Source organism: Ruminococcus sp. 1001136sp1 (assembly GCF_039841815.1).
GTDB classification, from domain to species: domain Bacteria; phylum Bacillota; class Clostridia; order Lachnospirales; family Lachnospiraceae; genus Blautia_A; species Blautia_A faecis.
The window spans coordinates 164,377-186,471 of sequence record NZ_JBDPGY010000001.1 but is presented as its reverse complement, the minus strand read 5'-3'; the positions used below and the strand labels follow the sequence as shown (position 1 = coordinate 186,471).

At 44.6% G+C, this 22,095-nt stretch carries 14 protein-coding genes; all 14 read left to right on the top strand.

The genetic code is table 11. The features are described 5' to 3' along the window. The first annotated feature begins 2 nt into the window (after positions 1-2). The 14 genes from opp4C (at position 3) to ABHC48_RS00820 (ending at position 22,047) form a co-directional block, all read left to right on the top strand. On the top strand, positions 3-872 hold the full coding sequence (opp4C, locus tag ABHC48_RS00885) for an oligopeptide ABC transporter permease (RefSeq protein ID WP_173718543.1): 870 nt from the start codon (positions 3-5) through the stop codon (positions 870-872). 142 nt (positions 873-1,014) lie between these two features. Continuing rightward, the gene (locus ABHC48_RS00880) at positions 1,015-2,595 is read left to right on the top strand and encodes a peptide ABC transporter substrate-binding protein (protein WP_173769692.1); all 1,581 of its coding nucleotides are present in this window, start codon (positions 1,015-1,017) and stop codon (positions 2,593-2,595) included. Between the two features lie 145 nt (positions 2,596-2,740). Next, the gene (locus ABHC48_RS00875; protein WP_118577947.1) at positions 2,741-3,709 is read left to right on the top strand and encodes an ABC transporter ATP-binding protein; all 969 of its coding nucleotides are present in this window, start codon (positions 2,741-2,743) and stop codon (positions 3,707-3,709) included. Then, the gene (locus ABHC48_RS00870) at positions 3,709-4,695 is read left to right on the top strand and encodes a dipeptide ABC transporter ATP-binding protein (protein ID WP_195698939.1); all 987 of its coding nucleotides are present in this window, start codon (positions 3,709-3,711) and stop codon (positions 4,693-4,695) included. The genes ABHC48_RS00875 and ABHC48_RS00870 overlap by 1 nt, the downstream gene beginning before the upstream one ends. Positions 4,696-4,998: 303 nt before the next feature. After that, complete coding sequence (locus ABHC48_RS00865) at positions 4,999-6,744, top strand: MATE family efflux transporter (RefSeq protein ID WP_207749281.1); 1,746 nt, start codon at positions 4,999-5,001, stop codon at positions 6,742-6,744. A gap of 12 nt (positions 6,745-6,756) precedes the next feature. Further along, positions 6,757-15,747, top strand: a complete 8,991-nt coding sequence (locus ABHC48_RS00860; RefSeq protein ID WP_195698940.1) for a non-ribosomal peptide synthetase — start codon at positions 6,757-6,759, stop codon at positions 15,745-15,747. Positions 15,748-15,921: 174 nt separating this feature from the next. Then, positions 15,922-16,224, top strand: a complete 303-nt coding sequence (locus ABHC48_RS00855) for an STAS domain-containing protein (protein ID WP_118577945.1) — start codon at positions 15,922-15,924, stop codon at positions 16,222-16,224. A 262-nt stretch (positions 16,225-16,486) separates the two neighbouring features. Then, positions 16,487-17,077 (top strand): 4'-phosphopantetheinyl transferase superfamily protein, encoded by a 591-nt coding sequence (locus ABHC48_RS00850; RefSeq protein ID WP_272066897.1) that lies wholly within the window; start codon positions 16,487-16,489, stop codon positions 17,075-17,077. 222 nt (positions 17,078-17,299) lie between these two features. Continuing rightward, on the top strand, positions 17,300-17,449 hold the full coding sequence (gene rpmG / locus ABHC48_RS00845; protein ID WP_117853039.1) for a 50S ribosomal protein L33: 150 nt from the start codon (positions 17,300-17,302) through the stop codon (positions 17,447-17,449). A gap of 25 nt (positions 17,450-17,474) precedes the next feature. After that, complete coding sequence (secE, locus tag ABHC48_RS00840) at positions 17,475-17,699, top strand: preprotein translocase subunit SecE (protein WP_173718538.1); 225 nt, start codon at positions 17,475-17,477, stop codon at positions 17,697-17,699. Positions 17,700-17,715: 16 nt separating this feature from the next. Beyond that, positions 17,716-18,231 carry a transcription termination/antitermination protein NusG gene (gene nusG / locus ABHC48_RS00835; RefSeq protein WP_173718537.1) on the top strand — a complete coding sequence of 172 codons (516 nt, stop codon included), beginning with the start codon at positions 17,716-17,718 and terminating at the stop codon, positions 18,229-18,231. Between the two features lie 68 nt (positions 18,232-18,299). After that, a complete protein-coding gene (gene rplK, locus ABHC48_RS00830) occupies positions 18,300-18,725 on the top strand; it encodes a 50S ribosomal protein L11 (RefSeq protein WP_117852954.1) in 426 nt (141 codons plus the stop codon). 56 nt (positions 18,726-18,781) lie between these two features. Continuing rightward, complete coding sequence (gene rplA / locus ABHC48_RS00825) at positions 18,782-19,474, top strand: 50S ribosomal protein L1 (RefSeq protein ID WP_118577943.1); 693 nt, start codon at positions 18,782-18,784, stop codon at positions 19,472-19,474. Between the two features lie 155 nt (positions 19,475-19,629). Next, positions 19,630-22,047: a N,N'-diacetylchitobiose phosphorylase gene (locus ABHC48_RS00820; protein WP_173769694.1), complete on the top strand. Its 2,418-nt coding sequence runs from the start codon at positions 19,630-19,632 to the stop codon at positions 22,045-22,047. The last annotated feature ends 48 nt before the right edge of the window (positions 22,048-22,095 follow it).

Sequence of the window (22,095 nt, the reverse complement as noted above, 5' to 3'; positions counted from 1 at the left end):
AAATGAAAAAACAGAAAAACGAAAATGTAAGCTATCTTTCCGAGGTACTTGATAAACTGAAAGAACACAAAATGGCTATGGCAGGTCTGGTGGTCTTGATCGTGGAAATCCTGATGGTGGTTTTTCTTCCCATGATCCTGAAACTGGATCCTTATACTTCAGATTACACTGCCTTTTCTGCAGCTCCGGGAGGAGCGCACATCCTTGGAACTGATGCTATCGGGCGTGATGTTTTTGCCCGTCTGATGTATGGCGGAAGAACCTCTCTACTGGTTGGTTTTGTTTCCACACTGATCAGCTGCGCAATCGGAGTTCCTCTTGGCCTGGTTGCTGGTTATGCCAGAGGAAAGGCGGAAGCAGTTATTATGCGAATTGCAGATATTTTTATGTCTTTTCCCTCAATTGTGCTGATCCTGGTACTGGTTGCAGTTCTTGGACCGTCTGTCTGGTCTGTAACCTGTGTCATTGGTGTGCTCGGCTGGACACAGTTTGCCAGACTGATCTATGCAAATGTACTTTCCGTATCCGAGAAAGAATATGTAGAATCTGCAAGGGCAATTGGTACCTCCAATTTCAAGATCGTGACAAAGTATGTTCTTCCAAACTCTTTTGCCCCGATCCTGATCGCAATCACATTCCAGATGGCGAGTGCCATCCTTTCTGAATCATCGTTAAGCTTCCTTGGCATGGGTGTACAGCCGCCGGGAGCAAGCTGGGGAAATATGCTCTACGATGCGCAGTCCATTACTGTGCTTTCCCAGAAGCTGTGGATCTGGCTTCCGCCGGGACTTGCACTTCTGATCACGGTGTTAAGTATTAATTTTCTGGGCGACGGCATCCGCGATGCGCTGGATCCGAAAATCAAACTGTAATGTCTCAGGATCATGAAGGTCTTGATGCAAGACCGGACAGTCCGTTGACATAAGATTGGTTCCGGGAGTTTCCCGGACTGATTTGCTTCACAAAACCTGTCAGAGAAAAAACATCCCTGACAAAAGAAAAAGGAGGAGACCTATGAAATTCAACATGAAAAAGGCTGCAGCGCTCCTGCTTGCAGGAAGCATGGTAGCAGGCTATGCTGTTCCGGCTGCTGCTGAGGCAGAGGAAAAAGTTGTAACAGCTGCCATGGACCAGGCATGGGATACCATGATGCCGCTGAACACCACAAGCAACTACACCCGTTTTATCTGTGATCAGATCTATGACCGTTTGACACAGACAAACGCAGACGGTTCCATTGAGGGACGCCTTGCTGAGTCCTGGACTGTAAACGATGCCAGTGACGCAGTTACCTTTAAGCTTCATGAAGACGCAGTATGGTCTGATGGTGAGCCGGTTACAGCAGAGGACGTTGTATTCAGCTACCAGATGTATTCTGATCCGTCTGTAGAGGCAAAGAGCCGTTATCACCTGGAGTACATTGCCGGTGTGGATGATTCCGGAGCAGAGCTTTCCGAGGATTCTATCGAAGTAACTGCAGACAGCGATTATGAAGTAACCTTCAAATTAAAAGAGGCTATGTATCCTGATACATTCCTGCAGGATATCGACACTGTTTTCATCATCCCGAAACATGTATTTGAAGGAAAAACAGCAGAAGAGATCAATGCTCCTGACCTTTGGGCAAATCCGGTAGGTTCCGGCCCATTCATCTATGACAGTGAGATCAATGGTGAGCGTATGGAGTTCACAAAGAACGAAAACTACTATCTTGGAACTCCAAATATTGACCGTCTGATCATCCGTGTAGTACCGTCTGCAAACGTTCTTTCCGGTCTTATGAACGGCGAGCTTGATTTGATCGGATTCGGTTCTGTACTGACTGATGACTGGGAAACAGCCAAGTCCCAGGATAACCTGGTAACAGAGTCTGTTCCTACCACTTCCTATACCACTCTGATCTTCAATACTCAGAAGGAATATCTTACTCAGGAAGTTCGCCAGGCACTGAATATGGCAATCAACCGTGACGTACTGGTAAATGGTCTTCTTATGGGAGAGGGAACTCCGATCATGACCCCGATCGCACCGGTAAGCCCATACTACAATGACAAAGTTCAGGTTCAGTACGATCCTGAAAAAGCAAAAGAGATGCTTGCAGAAGCAGGCTTTCCGGCTGGACAGACACTGAAATTTTTCATCTCCTCTGGAAGCAGCATTACCGAGAGATGTGCAGCTCTGATCGTACAGGATTTTGCAAATGTCGGTGTAAATGTAGAAATTGAGCAGATGGACTTTGCAACTCTGATGAGCCGTATGCTTGACGGCGAGCATGATCTTGGAATCATTGGTTCCGGCGGAACTCTTGACCCAAGTGAGAGCCGTGAAATGATCTATCCGGAAAGCTCCTGCAACTTCTGCCAGCTTCAGGATACAGAGCTTTCTGACCTGATCGACAAAGGAAACGCAGAGCTTACTTTTGAAGCAAGAAAACCATACTTCGATGAGTATCAGGAAAAGGTTGTAGAAAAAGCAGCTATGGGCTACTTATATACAAAGAACCTTCTTACCGCTTACAACAAGAGCATGAAGAACCTGAACGTTGCAGACTTTAATTGTCTGAACTGGTCTTCCTGGGAGTGGGATAAAGAGTAATAAAAATGGGAAACAGGACAAAAGCGGATAAAGCTTTTGATCCTGGAACCCGCCAAATATGAGAGAAAAGACTCTCATGTCTGGCGGATTTCAGGAGCTGTGAAAGAATCACAGTGAGTTAATTAAGAGAAAAAGGAGTACAGCTATGGCATCTTTACTTTCAGTAGAGAATTTACAGGTACAGTTTCAGACAAAAAAAGGCATTAACACAGCCGTTGACGGTGTAAGCTTTTCTGTAGAAAAAGGCAGGATCCTCGGAATTGTAGGAGAGTCCGGATGCGGAAAAAGTGTCACATCCATGTCTATCCTTCAGCTTCTTGGAAGCAACGCCCGGATTTCCGGCGGCAGCATCAAACTGGATGGAAAAGAACTGATAGGGCTTCCGGAGAAAGAGATGTGCAGGATCCGTGGAAATGATATTGCCATGATTTTTCAGGATCCAATGACTGCCCTGAATCCGACTCTGACTATTGGAACCCAGCTGATGGAACCAATTATGCTCCACCAGAACTGCGGTAAAAAAGAAGCCTGGACAAGAGCTGTGGACGTTCTGAAAAGAGTTGGGATCGCTGCTCCGGAGAAGCGGATGAAGGAATATCCGCATCAGCTTTCTGGCGGTATGCGCCAGCGAGTGATGATCGCCATGGCAGTATCCTGCGAGCCAAGACTTCTTATTGCAGATGAGCCTACCACAGCCCTGGACGTAACCATCCAGGCACAGATCCTGGAGCTGATGTGTGAGCTCAGGGAAAAAATGGGAACAGCCATTATGCTGATTACCCATGATATGGGGGTAGTAGCAGAGACCGCAGACGATGTGCTTGTTCTTTATGCAGGAAAAGCAGTAGAATACGGCAGCATTGAGGATATTTTTGAAAGACCGAAGCATCCTTACACACAGGGACTTTTGAACTCTATTCCCCGCCTTGATGAGGATGTAGAGCTGCTGAATACCATTGAGGGCACCGTTCCGGCACCGGACGCCATGCCTGCAGGCTGCAGATTTGCTCCACGATGTCCTTACGGAAAAGACCGCTGCATGAAAGAAAAACCAGGCGTTTACCATGCTGGAAATTCTCTGGTAAGCTGCTTCAGATACGAGGGTGAGAAATAATGAGTGAGAACACAGGAATCTTATTGGAAACAAAGGATTTATCCAAATATTTTACGGCAAAAAAAGGGCTTCTGAACCGTAATCCATCTGTAGTAAAAGCAGTAGACCATGTAAGTCTTTCTGTGAGAAAGGGTGAGACACTGGGCCTGGTCGGAGAGTCCGGCTGCGGAAAATCCACTCTGGGAAGAACTATTCTCCGCCTGATCCCGGCAACAGAGGGCCAGGTTATGTACAATGGGGAAGATATCCTTACCTATGATAAGAAAAAAATGTGGGAAATGCGCCGGAAGCTGCAGATTATTTTCCAGGATCCATATAGCTCCCTGAATCCCAGAATGACCGTTTATGATCTGATCAGTGCCCCTCTTGAGGTGTATAAAGTGGGGACTAAGGAAGAACGCAGGGAAATGGTGGAAGAGATCCTTCAGGAGGTTGGACTGGATAAACAGTATCTGAACCGTTTTCCTCATGAGTTTTCAGGAGGTCAGAGGCAGCGAATCGGAATTGCAAGGGCACTGATCCTGAATCCGGAATTTGTTGTCTGTGACGAGGCGGTTTCCGCACTGGACGTATCTGTCCGTGCGCAGGTGCTGAATCTTATGAGAAATATGCAGCAGAAGAAAAATCTGACCTACCTGTTTATCTCCCATGACCTGAGCGTAGTCCGCCATATCAGTGACAGAATCGCAGTTATGTATCTTGGAAGTGTGGTTGAGGTTGCAGAAAAAGCCCAGCTTTATTCCAATCCGATGCACCCCTATACAAAAGCTCTTCTTTCTGCAATCCCGCTTCCAGATGTGAAGAAGAAACGTCAGCGTATCATTCTGGAGGGTGACGTGCCAAGTGCCTACAATCCACCGTCAGGATGCAAATTCCATACCCGCTGTCCCTATGCAACAGACCGCTGCAGGCAGGAAGCTCCTGTGCTTCAGGAGGTGGAAAAGGGGCATAAAGCAGCCTGCCACAGGGCTTTGGAGTTTGCCTGAAAATTTATTTCCTGCAATCTGCAGGCTCCGCAAATTGTGACGTACATTTTGTAGAAAGCCTTTTTAAACATGTTCTGGAGTCTGCTGAATAATTACATATCAGGAAGGATACTACCGGTTTCCAAAGAATTCCATTAAAGGGATATCTTCGGGAAACCGGTATTTTTTTAAGCTATTTTTGTTTAATTTGACGTTATTTTCGTTGCTTTATTGAAAAATATTTCATTTTTTGCTAAATTATATATAAATGTGGAGTATTCTGATTTTGTTTAGAAATATTCCGGAATTTCGAAAGGGGATGGAATGGTGGAAAACAGAAATAACAGATTGCTGAATGCGAAATTAAACAAGTATATCGTTCCAGGTATTATGATGTCGCTGGCACTTCAGCTTGGAAACATTGTGGACACTATCTTTGTAAGTAATTTAATTGGTGTAGAAGCAATGTCCGCAGTCACAATGAGTCTTCCGGTTGAAACGATAGTTCAGCTTACCGGTTACTGTCTGGGTGTGGGAGGTTCCATAGCTGCAGGAAATATGCTTGGTAAACGTGACAAAGAAGGGGCTTCGAAATTGTTTTCAGCCACTTTCATCGTCACACTCGTGGTGGGGTTGCTGTTTTCTCTTATTGCATTTCCTGCTGCAGGACCTATTGCCAGATTTCTGGTATCCGGAGACGGAGTTTTGACAACTTATACAAGAGACTATATCCGCATCAGCATGTTAGGTGCACCGGTAATCGGAATCGGTCTGATGATGGTAAACTACCTTGGGGTGGAAAACCATCCGGAGCTTGCTTCTGTTTATCTGATCGCAGCCAACGTGATAAATCTTGTGCTGGATTACATATTTCTTAGATTTACACCACTTGGAGTCACAGGTGCATCCTTATCAACGGTACTTGGCTTCCTTTTTGCCATGGTGGTTTTTCTTTTCTACATTCGCTCAGATAAGAGGAATATCAGTTTCGTGCGGCTGAATGCAAAGGATTTCGGAATCGTGAAGGAAGCGGTGGTTACAGGTGTGCCCATGCTCGTTTTCATGGCAACCAATTTTGTAAAAGCCCTTGGCCTGAATACCATCATCATGAATCAGATCGGGGAAGATGGAATGGCAGTATTTACGGTCTGCGACAATGTTTTGCTGATCGTGGAAATGCTTACAGGCGGAATCATAGGTGTAATTCCTAATGTTGCAGGAATTCTTTTTGGAGAAAAAGACTATGTGGGAATCCGTGTCCTGTGCAAAAAAATGCTGAAATACAGCTACATCGTGCTGGCCGTCATATTCGTTCTGATCATGCTGTTTACAGAACAGATCACCATTATGTTCGGAGGCGGCGGAGAGCTGGGACGAGAGATGGTTCATGCACTGCGTATTTTTGCTCTGTGTGTAGTGCCTTATCTCTGGAATAAATTTACCGTAAGCTATTATGAATCTATTGAAGAGACTGCAATTGCAAGCTTTGTTACCTTCCTTGAAAATGCAGTGGCAGTTCTTCCTGCAACATTTATAGGAATTTCTATCTGGAAACAGATTGATGGAATCGGTACAAATGGAATTGGTGCTGCATTCGTTGCCACAGAGATCATAACCCTGATCGCAGCCTGGATTTTCCGAAAGATCAAACACAAAAATTCTACTTTTTATATTGTTCCGGACCAAAATCCCGGAATCAATTTTGATTTTTCCATTAAGAGCACCATGGAAGAAGCTGGCGCAGTTAACAGAAAAATCCTGGAGTTCTGCAAGGAAAACGGTGTATCCGGAAACAGAGCCAATCTTGCTGCCGTGTGTGCAGAAGAAATGACTGTGAATATCATTAAATTTGGTGGAAAAACTTCCAACTGGATCGACATCAATCTTTGCCTGGAGGATGACATTTGCCAGTTAAGGATAAGAGACAACGGAGTGAATTTTAATCCGCTGGAATACAGCTATGACCATGAGGAGTTTGATATCCATGGAATTGAGCTGGTGAAAAAGATTTCAAAATCAATGGATTATATCCGCGCAATTGATATGAATAATACAATAATATCATTTTAGGAGGTGCAGGAAATGTCTGACATTAACGAAAAGAGCAATTTTGTTTTTGAATTTCAGCCTGTGACAAAGCTGTTTGAAGAGCAGGTGCGGCTTCATCCTGACAAATGTGCTGTAGCTTCCAGCAAGGAAAGCTTTACCTACGCACAGCTGAATGAAAGAGCAAACAGAATTGCGAATTCTCTTATTGAAAAAGGCGTTGGCTGTGAAAAAATCGTAGGTGTGGTACTGGAGCGCTGCTGTGACTTTTACGCAGTCCGTCAGGGTATTTTGAAGGCTGGTGGTGCATTTGCTGTTGCAGCCCCGGATTATCCCGATGACCGTGTACAGTTCATTTTTGAAGATGCAGGAGTTCCCTTTATTATCACCACAAAGGAGATCCAGAAGGAGCGCCAGGAGCTGTTTTCCAGGCTTTCCTGTACGGTGCTTCTGCTTGAAGAACTGCTGGAAAACCCAAATGCCGGGAACCCGGATACCCAGATTAAGGAACATGATCTTTGCTACTGTATTTACACCTCCGGTTCCACGGGAAAACCAAAAGGTGTTATGATCGAGCATATCAACCTTGCCAATTTTGTAAATCCTAATCCAAAGAATGCGGAAACCTATGGCTATGTAAGCAGGGGAAGCGTTTCCCTTTCCATGGCAGCCATGACATTTGATGTTTCGGTACTGGAGGAATTTCTCCCTCTCACCAATGGAATGACTGCAGTGATCGCAAGCGATGAAGAGATCCTGAATCCCATTATGCTTGGAGATTTAATTGTAAAAAATAAAGTGGATATTATGACCACAACTCCTACCTATCTTTCCAATATGATCGATCTGCCCCAGCTTCAGGAAGCAGCTGCCCAGATCAAGGTATTTGACGTAGGAGCAGAAGCATTCCCGCCTGCACTTTTTGACAAGATTCACGCAGTAAACCCGGATGCTTATATTATGAACGGCTATGGACCAACCGAGACTACCATCAGCTGTACCATGAAGGTGATCACCGACAGCAAAAACATTACCATCGGAAAGCCAAACGGCAATGTTCAGGTTTATGTGGTTGACAAAGAGAACAGGATCCTTCCGGACGGAGAGACCGGAGAGCTTGTAATTGCAGGTCTTGGAGTAGGTCGTGGCTACATCAATCTGCCGGAGAAAACAGCAGAAGTTTTCATCACTCTCAACGGAGAAAGAGCCTATAAAACAGGCGATCTTGCAAAGATCACTCCAGATGGCGAGATCGAATTTTTCGGAAGAATTGACAATCAGATCAAGCTTCGCGGTCTCAGAATCGAGCTTGGTGAGATCGAGGAGGTTGTTAACAGCTTCGAAGGAATCATCACCAGTATTACAGTACCGGTGGATAATAAATATCTTTGCTGCTACTTTATGGCAGACCGCCAGATCAATGTTGAAGCGCTTACCGCTTATGCGTCAGAATCCCTGGCTCATTACATGGTTCCGGATGTTTTCATCCAGCTGGAAAAAATGCCTTTAACCCAGAATGGCAAAATTGACAAAAAAGCATTGCCCAAGCCGGTGGCGCAACCCAGAAACCTGAAAGAGCCGGAAAATCCAATGCAGAAGAAGATTTTTGACATTGTGGCAAAAGTAGTAGAAAACGACTTCTTCGGAATCGACACCAGTTTTTATAAGGCCGGCCTTTCCTCCATCAGTGCAATGAAGCTCTGTGTCCTGATCTCAGAGGAATTTGGTGTTACCGTAAAAACAAGCGATATCCACGAGAACAATACCGTGGAGAAGCTGGAAAAATATGTCATGCTGGCGCCGAAACTCAGAAACTACGAAAAGAGAGAGGTTTATCCTCTTACCGGTTCCCAGAAGGGTATTTTTGCAGAATGCAGCAAAAATCCTGAGAGTACCGTATACAATATCCCCTTCCTTTTTGAACTGGATCCAACAGTGGATACCCGGAAATTATCCGATGCAATTGCCAGAATGGTAAGCGCCCATTCCTATCTGCTTACACAGGTATATCTTGACGATAATGGGGAGATGGTACAGCGCCCTGGAAATGAGACATTTGTGCCGGAAGTGATCGAGACCACAAATGAGAAATTTGCCAGCCAGAAGGAAAGCCTTGTACGTCCGTTTAAGCTGGAAAAGGGACGTCTCCTTCGTGTGGCAATTTATGTGACAGAAGATAAGAAATACCTCTTTACTGATTTCCACCATATTATTGCTGACGGCAACTCCTATGATATCATTTTCGAGGATATCAATAAGGCCTATATGGGTGAAAAACTGGAAAAAGAGTCCTATACCGGATTTGATGCGGCCCTTGACGAAGAACAGCAGATGAAAGAGGGCAAATACAAAAAAGCTGAGAAATATTATGACAGTATTTTTGAAGGAATTGAAACGGAATCCCTCCCTATGCCAGACCTGAATGGAAAAGCTCCTGAAAAAGGTTATCTGGAGAAGAACATGGGCCTGAAAGAAGAGGCCATTCTTTCCTATTGCGAGAAGCTGGGTGTTACCCCGAATATTTTATTTACAGGTCTGTTCGGCATCCTTATGGCAAAATACTCCAATGCAGAGGACAGTCTGTTTTCTACTATTTATAATGGACGAAACGATTCCAGGCTTGAAAACACAGTCTGCATGCTGGTAAAAACCCTTCCTGTTTATTGCAAATTCGACCCGAAGACCACCGTACAGGCGTATATGGCAGAGCTTTCCGAGCAGATGCTGTCCTCCATGGCAAACGATATTTTCCCATTTTCCGATATTTGTGCAAAATACGGGCTGAATTCGGATCTTACCTTTGCATACCAGGCAGAGTTAAGCGACGATTATCCAATTGGAGACACCATTGCCAGAGGCCACGACCTTTCCCTGGATATGGCCAAAATGCCTCTGCTGATCCAGGTAAGAGAGTACAACCACACTTATGTGCTTACAGCAGAATACCGCAGCGACATGTACAGCCAGGCCTTTATTGACGGAATCCTGGATTCCTATGAAGCTGCCATGAGCTCCATGCTGAAAACAAAATATGTTTCTGAAATCTCTGTGATCTCTCAGAGTGGGGTAAACAAGATCGCAGAATTCAATCATACAGAAAACGAATTTGACAGAAGCAAAACCATTTCTGACATGTTCGCTGAATTGGCAGAGACCATTCCAGACCACACCGCAGTGGTATTTAAAGACCGGAAATATACATACAAAGAACTGGACGAGCTCAGCAACAGACTTGGAAAATATATTGCATCCCAGGGAATCGGCAGGGAGGATGTAGTCTCCATTCTGATCCCCCGCTGCGAATACATGGCCATCGCACCAATGGGCGTGATCAAAGCCGGTGCGGCATACCAGCCTCTTGACCCTACTTACCCGAAAGACCGCCTGATGTACATGCTGGAGGATTCTGCTGCTAAGCTTTTGATCGCAGACAGAGAGCTTCTGCCGCTGGTAGACGGCTATCAGGGACCTGTTTTATTTACAGATGAGATCCCACAGCTGGAAGAGCGTGATGTGGAACTTAAGAAGCCAGAGCTTCATGATCTGTTTATTTTACTGTACACTTCCGGCTCCACCGGCGTGCCGAAAGGCTGTATGCTGGAATATGGAAATATCACTGCATTCTGCCACTGGTACAAAAAGTATTACCAGGTAGATCACAGCTCCAAAATAGCAGCTTATGCGTCCTTTGGTTTTGATGCTTCCATGATGGACATTTACGGTGCAATTGCAAACGGTGCAGAGCTTCACATTATTCCGGAAGAAATCCGCCTTGATTTCATTGCACTTCAGCGTTATTTTGAAGAGAATGGCGTTACCCATTCCTTTATGACTACACAGGTGGGAAGACAGTTTGCAATGGAAATGAGCTGCGAGAGCCTGCAATATCTTTCCATAGGCGGAGAGAAGCTTGTTCCTATGGAGCCGCCGAAGGATTATAGATTCTTTAATGCTTATGGCCCTACAGAGTGTACAATTTTTACAACTATATTTGAAGTAGATAAGTACTACTCCAACATTCCAATTGGAAAGGCACTTGATAACTTTAAGCTTTATATAGCCGATAAGTTTGGCCATTTGCTTCCATACGGTGCTTGCGGTGAACTGATGATATCCGGATGGCAGGTTTCCAGAGGCTATCTGAATAAACCGGAGAAAACTTCGGAAGTTTATACGAAGAATATTTATGACGATGCAGAAGGTTATGAAGTCCTGTATCATTCCGGTGATGTTGCCAGATATCTTCCGGATGGAAACATCCAGATCATTGGAAGAAAAGACTCCCAGGTTAAGGTCAGAGGCTTTAGAATTGAGCTTTCCGAGGTTGAGGAGGTCATAAGAAGATACGAAGGCATAAAGGATGCAACCGTAGTGGCTTTTGACGATCCAAATGGCGGCGGAAAATATATTGCAGCTTATGTAGTATCTGACGGTCAGGTTGACATAAATAAGTTAAATGATTTCATCAAAGAAACCAAGCCTCCATACATGGTTCCGGCAGTTACCATGCAGATCGACAAGATTCCGCTGAACCAGAATCAGAAGGTAAACAAAAAAGCCCTTCCACTGCCAGAGCGAAAAGTGGAAGAAATCGTGAAACCGGAGAATGAGACTCAGCAGAAGCTGTTTGACTGTATTGCTGAGGTTCTTGGCTATACCGAATTCGGCATTACCACAGATATTTACGAGGCAGGACTGACCTCTATCACTGCTATTAAGCTGAATATCCTTATTTCCAAAGCTTTTGACATTGTGATAAAAACATCTGACATCAAGGATCACCCAACCATTCAGATGTTAGAGAGCTTTGTGAAGACTGCCGGAAAAGAAACCAAGAGGGAAATCCAGGAAAATTATCCTCTCACCAATACTCAGGAGGGAATTTTCATCGAGTGTACAGCCAATATGGGATCCACCATTTACAACATTCCATATCTTCTGAAGCTTGACAAAAAGGTTGACCTGGATAAGCTGGCAGAAGCAATTGACAGCACCGTTGCAGCTCATCCTTACCTGAAAACCCGTCTCTTTATGAGCGACGAAGGAGAAGTCCTTCAGAAACGTAATGATGCTTTCACTTATAAGACGCAGATTATAAATGGAATGAACCGGGAAACTCTGGTTCGTCCGTACATGCTGTTTAATGAACAGCTTTTCCGCTTTGAGATTCACAGAACCTGTGATGGAAATTATCTGTTCCTTGACATTCATCATATTGTTGCAGATGGTACCTCCCTGGGCATTATCCTGAACGACATTAACAGGGCTTACAGCGGAGAAAAGCTGGAAGTGGAAGAGTATACTTCCTATGATCTGGCCCTTGATAACAGGGATGCTCTGGCAAGTGATGCTTATAAGAATGCAGAGAACTACTATAAATCCGTTTTTGAAAATGCGGGCGGAAGCATCAACTTCTATCCAGACAAGAGCGGAGCAGCTCCAACCGCAGAGATGTATCATCGTGAGACCAGTGAGTTCTCCGTACAGGACGTGAAGGCATTCTGTAAGAAGCACGGAATTACAGAGAATGTATTCTTTATCTCTGCTTTTGGTATTACTCTTGGAAAATACAATTTCAGGAGGGATGCGGTATTTACCACTATTTATCACGGCAGAAACGATTCCAGACTTTCCGATACCGTGGGTATGCTGGTAAAGACTCTTCCCGTTTACTGTGATTTCTCAGGAAGCACTGCGGATTGCCTGAATGCTGTCCAGCAGCAGCTGATTAATTCCATGAACAACGATATTTATCCGTTCTCCCAGATCAGCCATGAGTTCAACATCAAGGCAGATGCCATGGTGATCTATCAGGGCGACAACTTCGCCTTTGATAATATCGGCGGGGAATATGCGCAGGAAGAACCTGTTCAGCTGAATGCGGCAAAGGCACCTGTTTCCATCAGTATTTCAATTGAGAGAAATAAGTTTGTCTTTGAGATTGAGTACAGAGGCGACATGTACAACGAGGAAACCATCAAATACCTTGCAGATAACCTGGAAACAACGGCAGATGGAATCCTGAGAGAATACGAGCCGGCAGACATCAGACTGATGTTTGAGGAAGAAACCAAAATGGAAGATGATCCTTCCCATGCCGGAAAGACCTTTGTAGACCTGTTCAGGGAAGCTGTTGCAAAATATCCGGACAGACCGGCGGTAAAAGACGGAATGGGCGAGCTTACCTATAAAGAACTGGACCATATGTCAGATTATGTTGCTCAGAAGCTTACGGAAAATGGCTTTGGCAGGGAAAAGGTTGCAGGTATTCTGTGCGGAAGAACAAAGGAATATGCCGTAGCTTATATCGGTGTTATGAAAGCCGGCGGTGCGTATGTTCCATTGGATCCGGAATATCCGCAGAGTAGAATTGAGTACATGCTGAAGGATTCCGAGGCAGAAAACCTGCTTGTAATAGACCGTTACCGCAGTCTGGTAGGCTTCTACGACCAGAATGTGATCAGCCTGGATGACGTGGCAGCAGAATCCAAAGACTTTGCACTTTCTGTAGAGCTCACAGCTCCGAAACCAGAGAACCTGGCTTATATGATCTACACATCCGGTTCCACCGGAAAACCAAAAGGTGTTATGCTTGAACAGCGGAACCTGCTGAACCTGATCGAGTATATCCTTATGACAAGAAAACTGACACCAGATGATATTGTGGCAGAGTTTGCAAGCTTCTGCTTCGATGCATCCGTGATCGACCTGTTTGCTCCGCTTACTGCAGGCGCAGTACTGTACATTTTGCCAGAGAGCATACGAAAAGATGCGGTTGCTGTTGGAAAATTCATAAAAGAAGAAAAAATTACCACAGCTACCTTCCCAACTCAGATGGGCGAGTTGGTTGCAGAGCTTCTTGACGATGCTCCGAGCCTGAAATTTGTCACCCTGGGTGGTGAGAAGTTCAAATATTACCGGGATAGAACTTACCAGATGATCAATGGCTACGGTCCAACGGAGAATACTGTTTCCTCCACAGAGTTCTGGGTTGACAAACAGTACGACAACATCCCGATCGGTAAGTCACAGCGGAATATCCGCAGCTACATTGTAGACGAAAATATGAAACGGCTTCCGGTGGGCGCTTCTGGTGAGCTTTGCCATGCCGGACGTCAGATCGCAAGAGGATATCACAATCTTCCTGAGAAGACGGCTTCCGTATTTGTGAAAAATCCGTTCTCCGTATGTGACGAGGACAAACGTCTTTACAGAACCGGTGATATGGTCCGTATGAAGGGCGATGGAAATATTGAATATATCGGAAGAATCGACTCCCAGGTAAAGATAAGAGGATATCGTATTGAGCTTGGTGAGATCGAGGGTGCCCTTCTGAAGCATGATCTGGTGAAGAATGCGGCTGTTATTGTAATTGAAAAAGGTGGAAACAAATATATCACAGCTTATTATACTGGTGAAACCATTCCGGAAGATGAGCTGAAGCTGTTCCTGAACCCGCTGATTCCGGATTACATGATGCCGTCCTTCTTTGTCCATCTTGAGAAGATGCCGGTGACTCCTGGCGGAAAGATTGACAAAAAGGCACTTCCGGTACCAGAAGTAACCACCCCAGCAAGCACAGCCTATGTGGAGCCTGTTACTGCTGTCCAGATTAAACTTTGCGAGATATTTGAAAAAGCACTTGGCATTGAAAAGGTAGGAATTGAGGATAACTTCTTCGAACTTGGAGGCTCCTCACTTACTGCATCGAAAGTTGCTGTTATGTGCCTTTCCAAGAATATTTCCATTGTATATGCAGACATTTTCAAATATCCGACCATCCGTGAGCTTTCTGCAATCGTGGATAACAGTGAGGCATTTGAAAATCCGCAGAGTGAGAACGAATTCTCCAGCTACAATTATAACCGGATTCAGAGCGTGATCAGCGGAAATGTGGAAGAAAACGTAAACCAGGTGACAAAGGAAGAAATTGGTGATATCATGATCACAGGTGCAACCGGCTTCCTGGGAATTCATGTTCTGAAGGCTTACCTGGATAATTATGACGGTAAGGTTTACTGTCTGGTACGTAAGGGTAAATATGAGTCCATGGAGAAACGAATGATGCATATGTTGATGTATTACTTCGATAATCCGTGCCAGGAACTGTTTGGAGAGCGTATTATCTGTGTGGATGGCGATATTACCTCGAAAGAACAGGTGGAGAAATTTGCAGATTACAAATTTAACACCATTATTAACTGCGCAGCCTGCGTAAAGCATTTTGCAGCTGGTGATGTACTGGAGAAGATAAATGTACACGGAGTGGAAAATCTGATTGAATTCTGTAAAAATAGTGGACGCAGACTGATCCAGATTTCTACTGTTTCTGTTGCCGGAGAGGGTTCCGATGGTGTTCCGCCAATGTCCAGAGTCTTTAATGAAAACGATCTGTATATTGGACAGAACATCACAAATGAATACATCCGCACAAAATTCCTTGCAGAGAGAGCCGTACTGGAAGCTGTTTCCAGTGGGCTTGACGGAAAGGTTATCCGTGTAGGAAATCTGATGAGCCGAAATTCAGATGGTGAATTCCAGATCAACTTTATTACAAACGGATTCCTGCGAAGCCTGAGAGGATATGAGGCAGTTGGTAAATTCCCAATTGGGGCTATGCACGAAGTTACAGAATTTTCACCAATTGATTCTACTGCACTTGCAGTGTTGAAACTGGTGCAGACAGACCGGAGATTTACCGTATTCCACGCCTGCAACAGCCATCATATCTATATGGCGGATCTGATCTATGCAATGCGGAGCCATGGATTTGACATTGACATTGTAAGTGATGAAGAGTTTGAGGCTGCAGTAAAAGAATTTGCAAAGAACAGTGATGATTCGGATGTTGTTTCCGGACTGATCGCGTATACGGCTCATAATGAAAATGAGATCTATACCCTGGATTACAGCAACCGGTTTACAGCACAGGTTCTTTACAGACTGGATTACAAATGGCCGGTTACAGATGACAGATATCTGGAAAGCGCTATTGAGGCACTTGACAGACTTGCATTTTTTGATTGATGATGGAACAAAGTTACTGCCCACAGATGAAGTTTTACATACAGCTGGACAGTAACTGGTTTACTCAGTGGGCAGGGTGGGAGCTCGTGTTGGAAGTCCCCTCCTGGGCCCGCTGCGTGATAACCCCGGAAACCCGTTGAGCGTGTTTCCTGTAACTTAAAGGAGGAAATTGTAATGGAAATTGTAAGTAAGACAGAGGGCAGCAAGGTAACTATGGAGATCACAGGATGGCTTGACACCCAGACTGCACCGCAGCTGGAAAAGGAGCTGTCAGCACTTGATCCTGGTACAACCAGCCTGGTATTTGACTTTGCAAACCTGGAATATATCTCTTCTGCCGGACTTCGTCTGGTAATCGCCGCTTATAAGAAGATGGCAGGCAAGGAAGGCTTCAGGATTGTAAATGTTTCTGATGAAGTGTACGATGTTTTCAGCCTTACCGGATTTGATCAGAAGATTAATATTGAGAAGAAATAAAGGCTGAATTCGTGCATGGCGAAGCGCATTGCATGTCACAGGCAACATTCCGCGAGGTGCTTTTTGGACAAAAAGTTCACAGAAAACTCGAGAATTGCGGCGCGCACTCATGCTTTGCATGATTGCTGCGTATTGCTGTAAGCGAAGTGAACAGCAACCTGTCTGGAGCAGGCCTGGGGAATCTACAGTTGCTACCCGGTGCTTTTTATAGTAAGAAATGATAAAATTATATAGAATCAATATCAATACTCTTGAGGATCCCTTGCAGAATGAAAGTCTTTTGGAACAAGTTGGACCAGAGAGAAGAAAGAAGGTCATCCGGTATCTTCAGCCGGATGACCGAAAAAGGAGTCTGGGCGCAGGAATTATGATCCGGAAGATCCTGAATGGGAACGGACTTTCCGAAAGCAGCCTGAAATATTCCGAAAATGGGAAGCCTGTGGCGGATCATCTCCATTTTAATATCTCCCATGCCGGAGACTATGTGGTGGGAGTGGTGTCGGATGATGAAGTGGGATGCGACATTGAGCGGAATGTCAATGCGCCTCTGGAAATTGCGGAGCATTATTTCCATTCGACAGAGCGGGAATATATAGAAGCTGCTTCTGACCCGGGCAAAGCTTTTTTTACACTTTGGACCTTAAAGGAAAGTTATATGAAAATGACAGGCAGGGGGATGAGCCTTCCGCTTGATTCTTTCGAGATCATTCGAAAAGATCAGGGCTTTGTTCTGGGAAAATCACCGAAAAGACCAGGCTTTTTCAGGACAATGGAATTTGAGAATTATATTTTCTCAGTGTGCATGGAAAGTGATTTTTCTTTGCCGCCCAAGGGCTTTATAGAGCTTCTGTGACACTACTGCCTTTTGCTGCTATCCAGCATGGATTGGAGCTTATTTTTAGTCAAAAAATCCTTAAGAATTATATGCAAAAGACTTGACGGATATGTCCGCTGTGTGGTAAACTGTACAAGCGACATGGAAGTTAGGTCTTTTTTTTATGCCGAAAAACGGTGGCGGATACACCGAAAAGGCTGATTTAAGACCATGCAAATGAAAACACTGGAGGTGGAAGTTGTGCGCGTTAGGATTACATTAGCATGTACAGAGTGCAAGCAGCGTAACTACAATATGACCAAGGAGAAAAAGAACCATCCTGAGAGAATGGAAACCAAGAAATATTGTAAGTTCTGCCAGAGACACACAATGCACAAGGAAACAAAATAGTCACTTTAGATTGTGAGGTTAGGCTATGCAAGAAAAAGAAAAATCTGCAGGCAAGACCGCCAAGGCTAAGGAGCCGAAGAAATCCTGGTTCCAGGGGCTGAAGGCAGAGTTCAACAAAATTGTCTGGACAGACCGCGATACACTGATGAAACAGTCAGTTGTTGTTATTGTCATAACCGTAATTCTCGGTGTGATCATCAGTGTGATGGATGCAGGCATTCTGGAATGCATTAATCTTTTAATCAAATAAGGACAAAGGTGATTGTATGTCAGAAGCAAAATGGTACGTTGTCCATACCTATTCCGGTTATGAGAACAAGGTAAAGGCCAACATTGAGAAGACAATTGAAAACCGACATCTTGAGGATCAGATTCTGGAAGTACGGGTTCCTCTGGAAGACGTTGTGGAGATGCGTAATGGTGTTTCCAAGCAGGTCCAGAGAAAAATGTTCCCAAGCTATGTTCTTATCAACATGGTCATGAACGACGATACCTGGTATGTTGTCCGGAATACCCGTGGAGTGACTGGGTTTGTTGGTCCGGGATCCAAGCCTGTACCGCTCACAGAAGAAGAAATGAAGCCGCTGGGCATCAAAGATGAGACTGTCCGCGTTGATTTCGTCGAGGGCGATACCGTTGTTGTAACAGGCGGAGCCTGGAAAGAGACTACAGGTGTTGTGACTGCCATCAATCCGCAGAAGCAGCTTGTAACGATCAATGTAGAGATGTTTGGACGCGAAACACCGGTTGTAATCAGTTTCGCAGAAGTTCAGAAAATGTAACAGACAAAGGTAACACAATATCGTGGGAGGGACATACCCCCGCCAATACCACATAGGAGGTGCCGAAAATGGCAAAGAAAGTAACAGGATATATCAAATTACAGATTCCCGCTGGTAAAGCAACTCCAGCACCACCTGTAGGTCCGGCTCTTGGACAGCACGGTGTAAATATCGTTCAGTTTACAAAAGAGTTCAATGCGAGAACAGCAGATCAGGATGGTATGATCATTCCTGTAGTAATCACTGTTTATGCAGATAGAAGTTTCAGCTTCATAACCAAAACTCCGCCGGCTGCAGTTCTTCTTAAGAAAGCTGCAAACATCAAATCCGGTTCCGGCGTACCGAACAAAACAAAAGTTGCTAAAGTTACAAAAGCTCAGGTTGAGGAGATCGCTCAGCTTAAGATGAAAGACTTAAATGCAGCATCCATCGAAGCAGCAGCAAGCATGATTGCTGGTACTGCAAGAAGTATGGGAATTGAAGTAGTTGATTAATCACAAATAGTAAGTGGGAGGGCTTTTCCCCGCAAATACCACAGGAGGTTATAGAAATGAAACGAGGAAAGAAATACGTGGAGGCTGCTAAGGCAGTTGACCGCGCAACATTATACGATACTAATGAAGCTATCAGCTTAGTTAAAAAAGCTGCTGTTGCCAAATTTGACGAGACTATCGAAGTTCATATCCGCACAGGCTGCGATGGACGTCATGCAGATCAGCAGATCCGTGGTGCAGTAGTTCTGCCACATGGTACAGGTAAAACTGTTCGCGTTCTTGTATTCGCTAAGGATGCAAAAGCTGAGGAAGCTAAGGCTGCAGGTGCTGATTTCGTTGGCGCTGAGGACCTTATTCCGAAGATCCAGAATGAGGGATGGCTTGACTTCGACGTTGTTGTAGCAACTCCGGATATGATGGGTGTTGTTGGACGTCTTGGTCGTGTACTTGGACCGAAAGGTTTAATGCCTAACCCGAAGGCTGGTACTGTAACTATGGATGTTACAAAGGCTATCAATGATATCAAAGCTGGTAAGATTGAGTATCGTCTTGACAAATCAAACATTATCCATGTGCCGATCGGTAAAGCTTCCTTTACTGAGGAGCAGTTAAGCGACAACTTCCAGACGCTGATTGGAGCTATTGTAAAGGCTAGACCTAGCACACTGAAAGGACAGTATTTAAAGAGCGTTGTTATTGCTCCGACAATGGGTCCTGGAGTGAAGATCAACCCGATCAAGTTAGCTTAATAGATGAAAATGAAGAGCACTCACCGCGAGGTGGGTGCTTTTTTTCATGTCATAATTTTGATATTTTATAGTGAGTTTTGGTATATGTTTTTTATCATATGAGATATCATATGGGAAAATCGGGTCAATATAAAGACCAGGAGGAGTGTGCAGGGATGAAATATGGATATTTTGATGATAAGAAACGAGAATATGTGATTACCAGACCAGATACACCAGCGCCTTGGGTAAACTATCTGGGAGATCCTGAGTATGGTGCCATTGTGTCCAATAATGCAGGCGGATACAGCTTTGTAAAGTCTGGGGCTAACGGAAGAATTTTACGTTATGTTTTTAATCAGTTTGACGAGCCGGGAAGATATATTTATCTGAGGGACAATGAAACGAAAGATTTTTGGTCAGCGTCATGGCAGCCTGTAGGAAAGGATCTTGAAAAATATAAAAGTGAATGTCACCACGGTACTGCTTATACCAGGATGATGGCAGATTACAGCGGTATTCATTCTGAGGTTAGGTATTATGTACCCCTGGGACAGTCTTATGAGGTGTGGAGCCTTTGTGTGGAGAACTGTTCTGATAAGGAAAGAGAAATTAATGTAACCGGATATGCGGAATTTACCAACAACAGCAACTATGAGCAGGATCAGGTAAATCTGCAGTATTCCCAGTATATTACCAAAACTGTTTTCAGAGGAAACCGTGTACGCCAGATGATCCATGCAAATCTGGATCGTCTTGATGAAGGGGAAAAGGTAGATAACAAAGATGTGACAAATCGGTTCCTGGGTCTGGCCGGCGTGCCAGTGGATTCCTGGTGCGGTGAAAAAGAAGCATTTCTGGGGAGATATCACGGTTATGGAAACCCGGTAGGAGTAATTGACGGCAAGCTTAATTGTGAGGGAAATTATAATGAAAACAGCTGTGGTGCATTGACAGCAGTGTTAAAGCTTGCCCCGGGAGAAAAGAAAGAGATGGCTTTTCTTGTAGGTATGAAAAAAAATGACGAGGCAGAAGCGATTGTTGCGCGTTATGACCAAAATTGCCAGCAGGTTTGCGAAAGGGAACTGGAAGAACTGATCAGTTACTGGCATGGACAGCTTTCACATTTTCAGATAAAAACTCCAAGTAATGAATTTAATACCATGATCAACACATGGAACGCTTACAACTGTTTTATGACTTTTATCTGGTCCAGAGCAGCATCCTTTACTTACTGCGGTCTGCGCAATGGATATGGATACCGCGACACTGTGCAGGATATTCAGGGCGTGATCCATCTGGCACCTGAAATGGCAGCGGATAAGATCCGTTTTATGTTGTCTGCCCAGGTAGATAATGGTGGTGGTCTGCCTCTTGTTAAATTCACCCACAATCCAGGACATGAGGATACGCCGGACGATGCTTCTTATGTACAGGAAACAGGGCATCCGGCATATCGTGCTGACGATGCTCTATGGCTTTTTCCAACTGTATATAAGTATGTGTCAGAGACAGGAAATGTAGATTTTATTGATGAGGTAATCCCATTTGCCAATAAAGATGAAGGAACAGTATATGAGCATCTGAAACGTGCGATCCAGTTCTCGATGGAACATCTTGGAAAACATGGAATGCCGGCGGGACTTTATGCAGATTGGAACGACTGCCTGAGGCTTGGAAAAGATGGAGAATCTACTTTTGTAGCTTTGCAGTTTTATTATGCAATGACCATTTTGAAGGAGTTTGCGGCTTACGAAAAAGATGAAGAATATATCTCATATCTGGAAAAAAGCCAGGAAAAGCTTGGGGAACTGATTGAAAAGCTTTGCTGGAATGAAGACCGGTTTATCCGCGGTTTTACAGAAGCAGGAGAAATAATCGGACAGCGTACAGATCCGGAAGCAAATATGTGGCTGAATCCCCAGAGCTGGGCTGTGATCAGTGGGCTTGCAACAAAGGAGCAGTCAGAACTGGCACTTGAGCAGGTTTATGAAAGACTGAATACAGAGTATGGTGCTATTCTCATGGATCCCCCATATCACGCACATGCTTTTGACGGCGCACTGGCTGTAATTTATAATGCAGGAACAAAAGAAAATGCAGGAATTTTTTCCCAGTCACAGGGATGGATCATTTTGGCAGAAGCATTAATGGGACATGGAGAAAGAGCATTTGGCTACTTTATGGAAAATGCTCCGGCTGCACAGAATGATAAGGCGGAGATCCGCAGGCTTGAGCCATATTGCTATGGTCAGTTTACAGAGGGGAAAGCAAGTCCGAATTTTGGCCGTTCTCATGTACACTGGCTTACTGGAACTGCGTCTACTGTTATGGTAGGATGTGTGGAAGGCATTCTTGGAATGCGTCCTGATTTCTATGGTCTTCGTATCGCACCGTCCATACCGAAAGAATGGGATGGATTTGAAGTCGAAAAAGATTTCCGCGGCTGTCATCTGCACATTAAAGTGCAAAATCCGGGACATGCAGAGAGTGGATTTAAGAAACTTACTGTAAACGGTGAAGAGTTAAAAGATAATTATATTCCACAGGATAAGCTGACTGCTGAAACTGAGGTTGAATTGTATCTGTCGTAAAAATTTAGTAGGCCTGGTGGGTGGACGCAGGCAGAAAGCGAGAAACAT

Coding starts and splice junctions, on each gene's coding strand:
- opp4C (WP_173718543.1), top strand. CDS start 3: ATGAAAAAACAGAAAAACGAAAATGTAAGCTATCTTTCCGAGGTACTT.
- ABHC48_RS00880 (WP_173769692.1), top strand. CDS start 1,015: ATGAAATTCAACATGAAAAAGGCTGCAGCGCTCCTGCTTGCAGGAAGC.
- ABHC48_RS00875 (WP_118577947.1), top strand. CDS start 2,741: ATGGCATCTTTACTTTCAGTAGAGAATTTACAGGTACAGTTTCAGACA.
- ABHC48_RS00870 (WP_195698939.1), top strand. CDS start 3,709: ATGAGTGAGAACACAGGAATCTTATTGGAAACAAAGGATTTATCCAAA.
- ABHC48_RS00865 (WP_207749281.1), top strand. CDS start 4,999: ATGGTGGAAAACAGAAATAACAGATTGCTGAATGCGAAATTAAACAAG.
- ABHC48_RS00860 (WP_195698940.1), top strand. CDS start 6,757: ATGTCTGACATTAACGAAAAGAGCAATTTTGTTTTTGAATTTCAGCCT.
- ABHC48_RS00855 (WP_118577945.1), top strand. CDS start 15,922: ATGGAAATTGTAAGTAAGACAGAGGGCAGCAAGGTAACTATGGAGATC.
- secE (WP_173718538.1), top strand. CDS start 17,475: ATGCAAGAAAAAGAAAAATCTGCAGGCAAGACCGCCAAGGCTAAGGAG.
- nusG (WP_173718537.1), top strand. CDS start 17,716: ATGTCAGAAGCAAAATGGTACGTTGTCCATACCTATTCCGGTTATGAG.
- rplK (WP_117852954.1), top strand. CDS start 18,300: ATGGCAAAGAAAGTAACAGGATATATCAAATTACAGATTCCCGCTGGT.
- rplA (WP_118577943.1), top strand. CDS start 18,782: ATGAAACGAGGAAAGAAATACGTGGAGGCTGCTAAGGCAGTTGACCGC.
- ABHC48_RS00820 (WP_173769694.1), top strand. CDS start 19,630: ATGAAATATGGATATTTTGATGATAAGAAACGAGAATATGTGATTACC.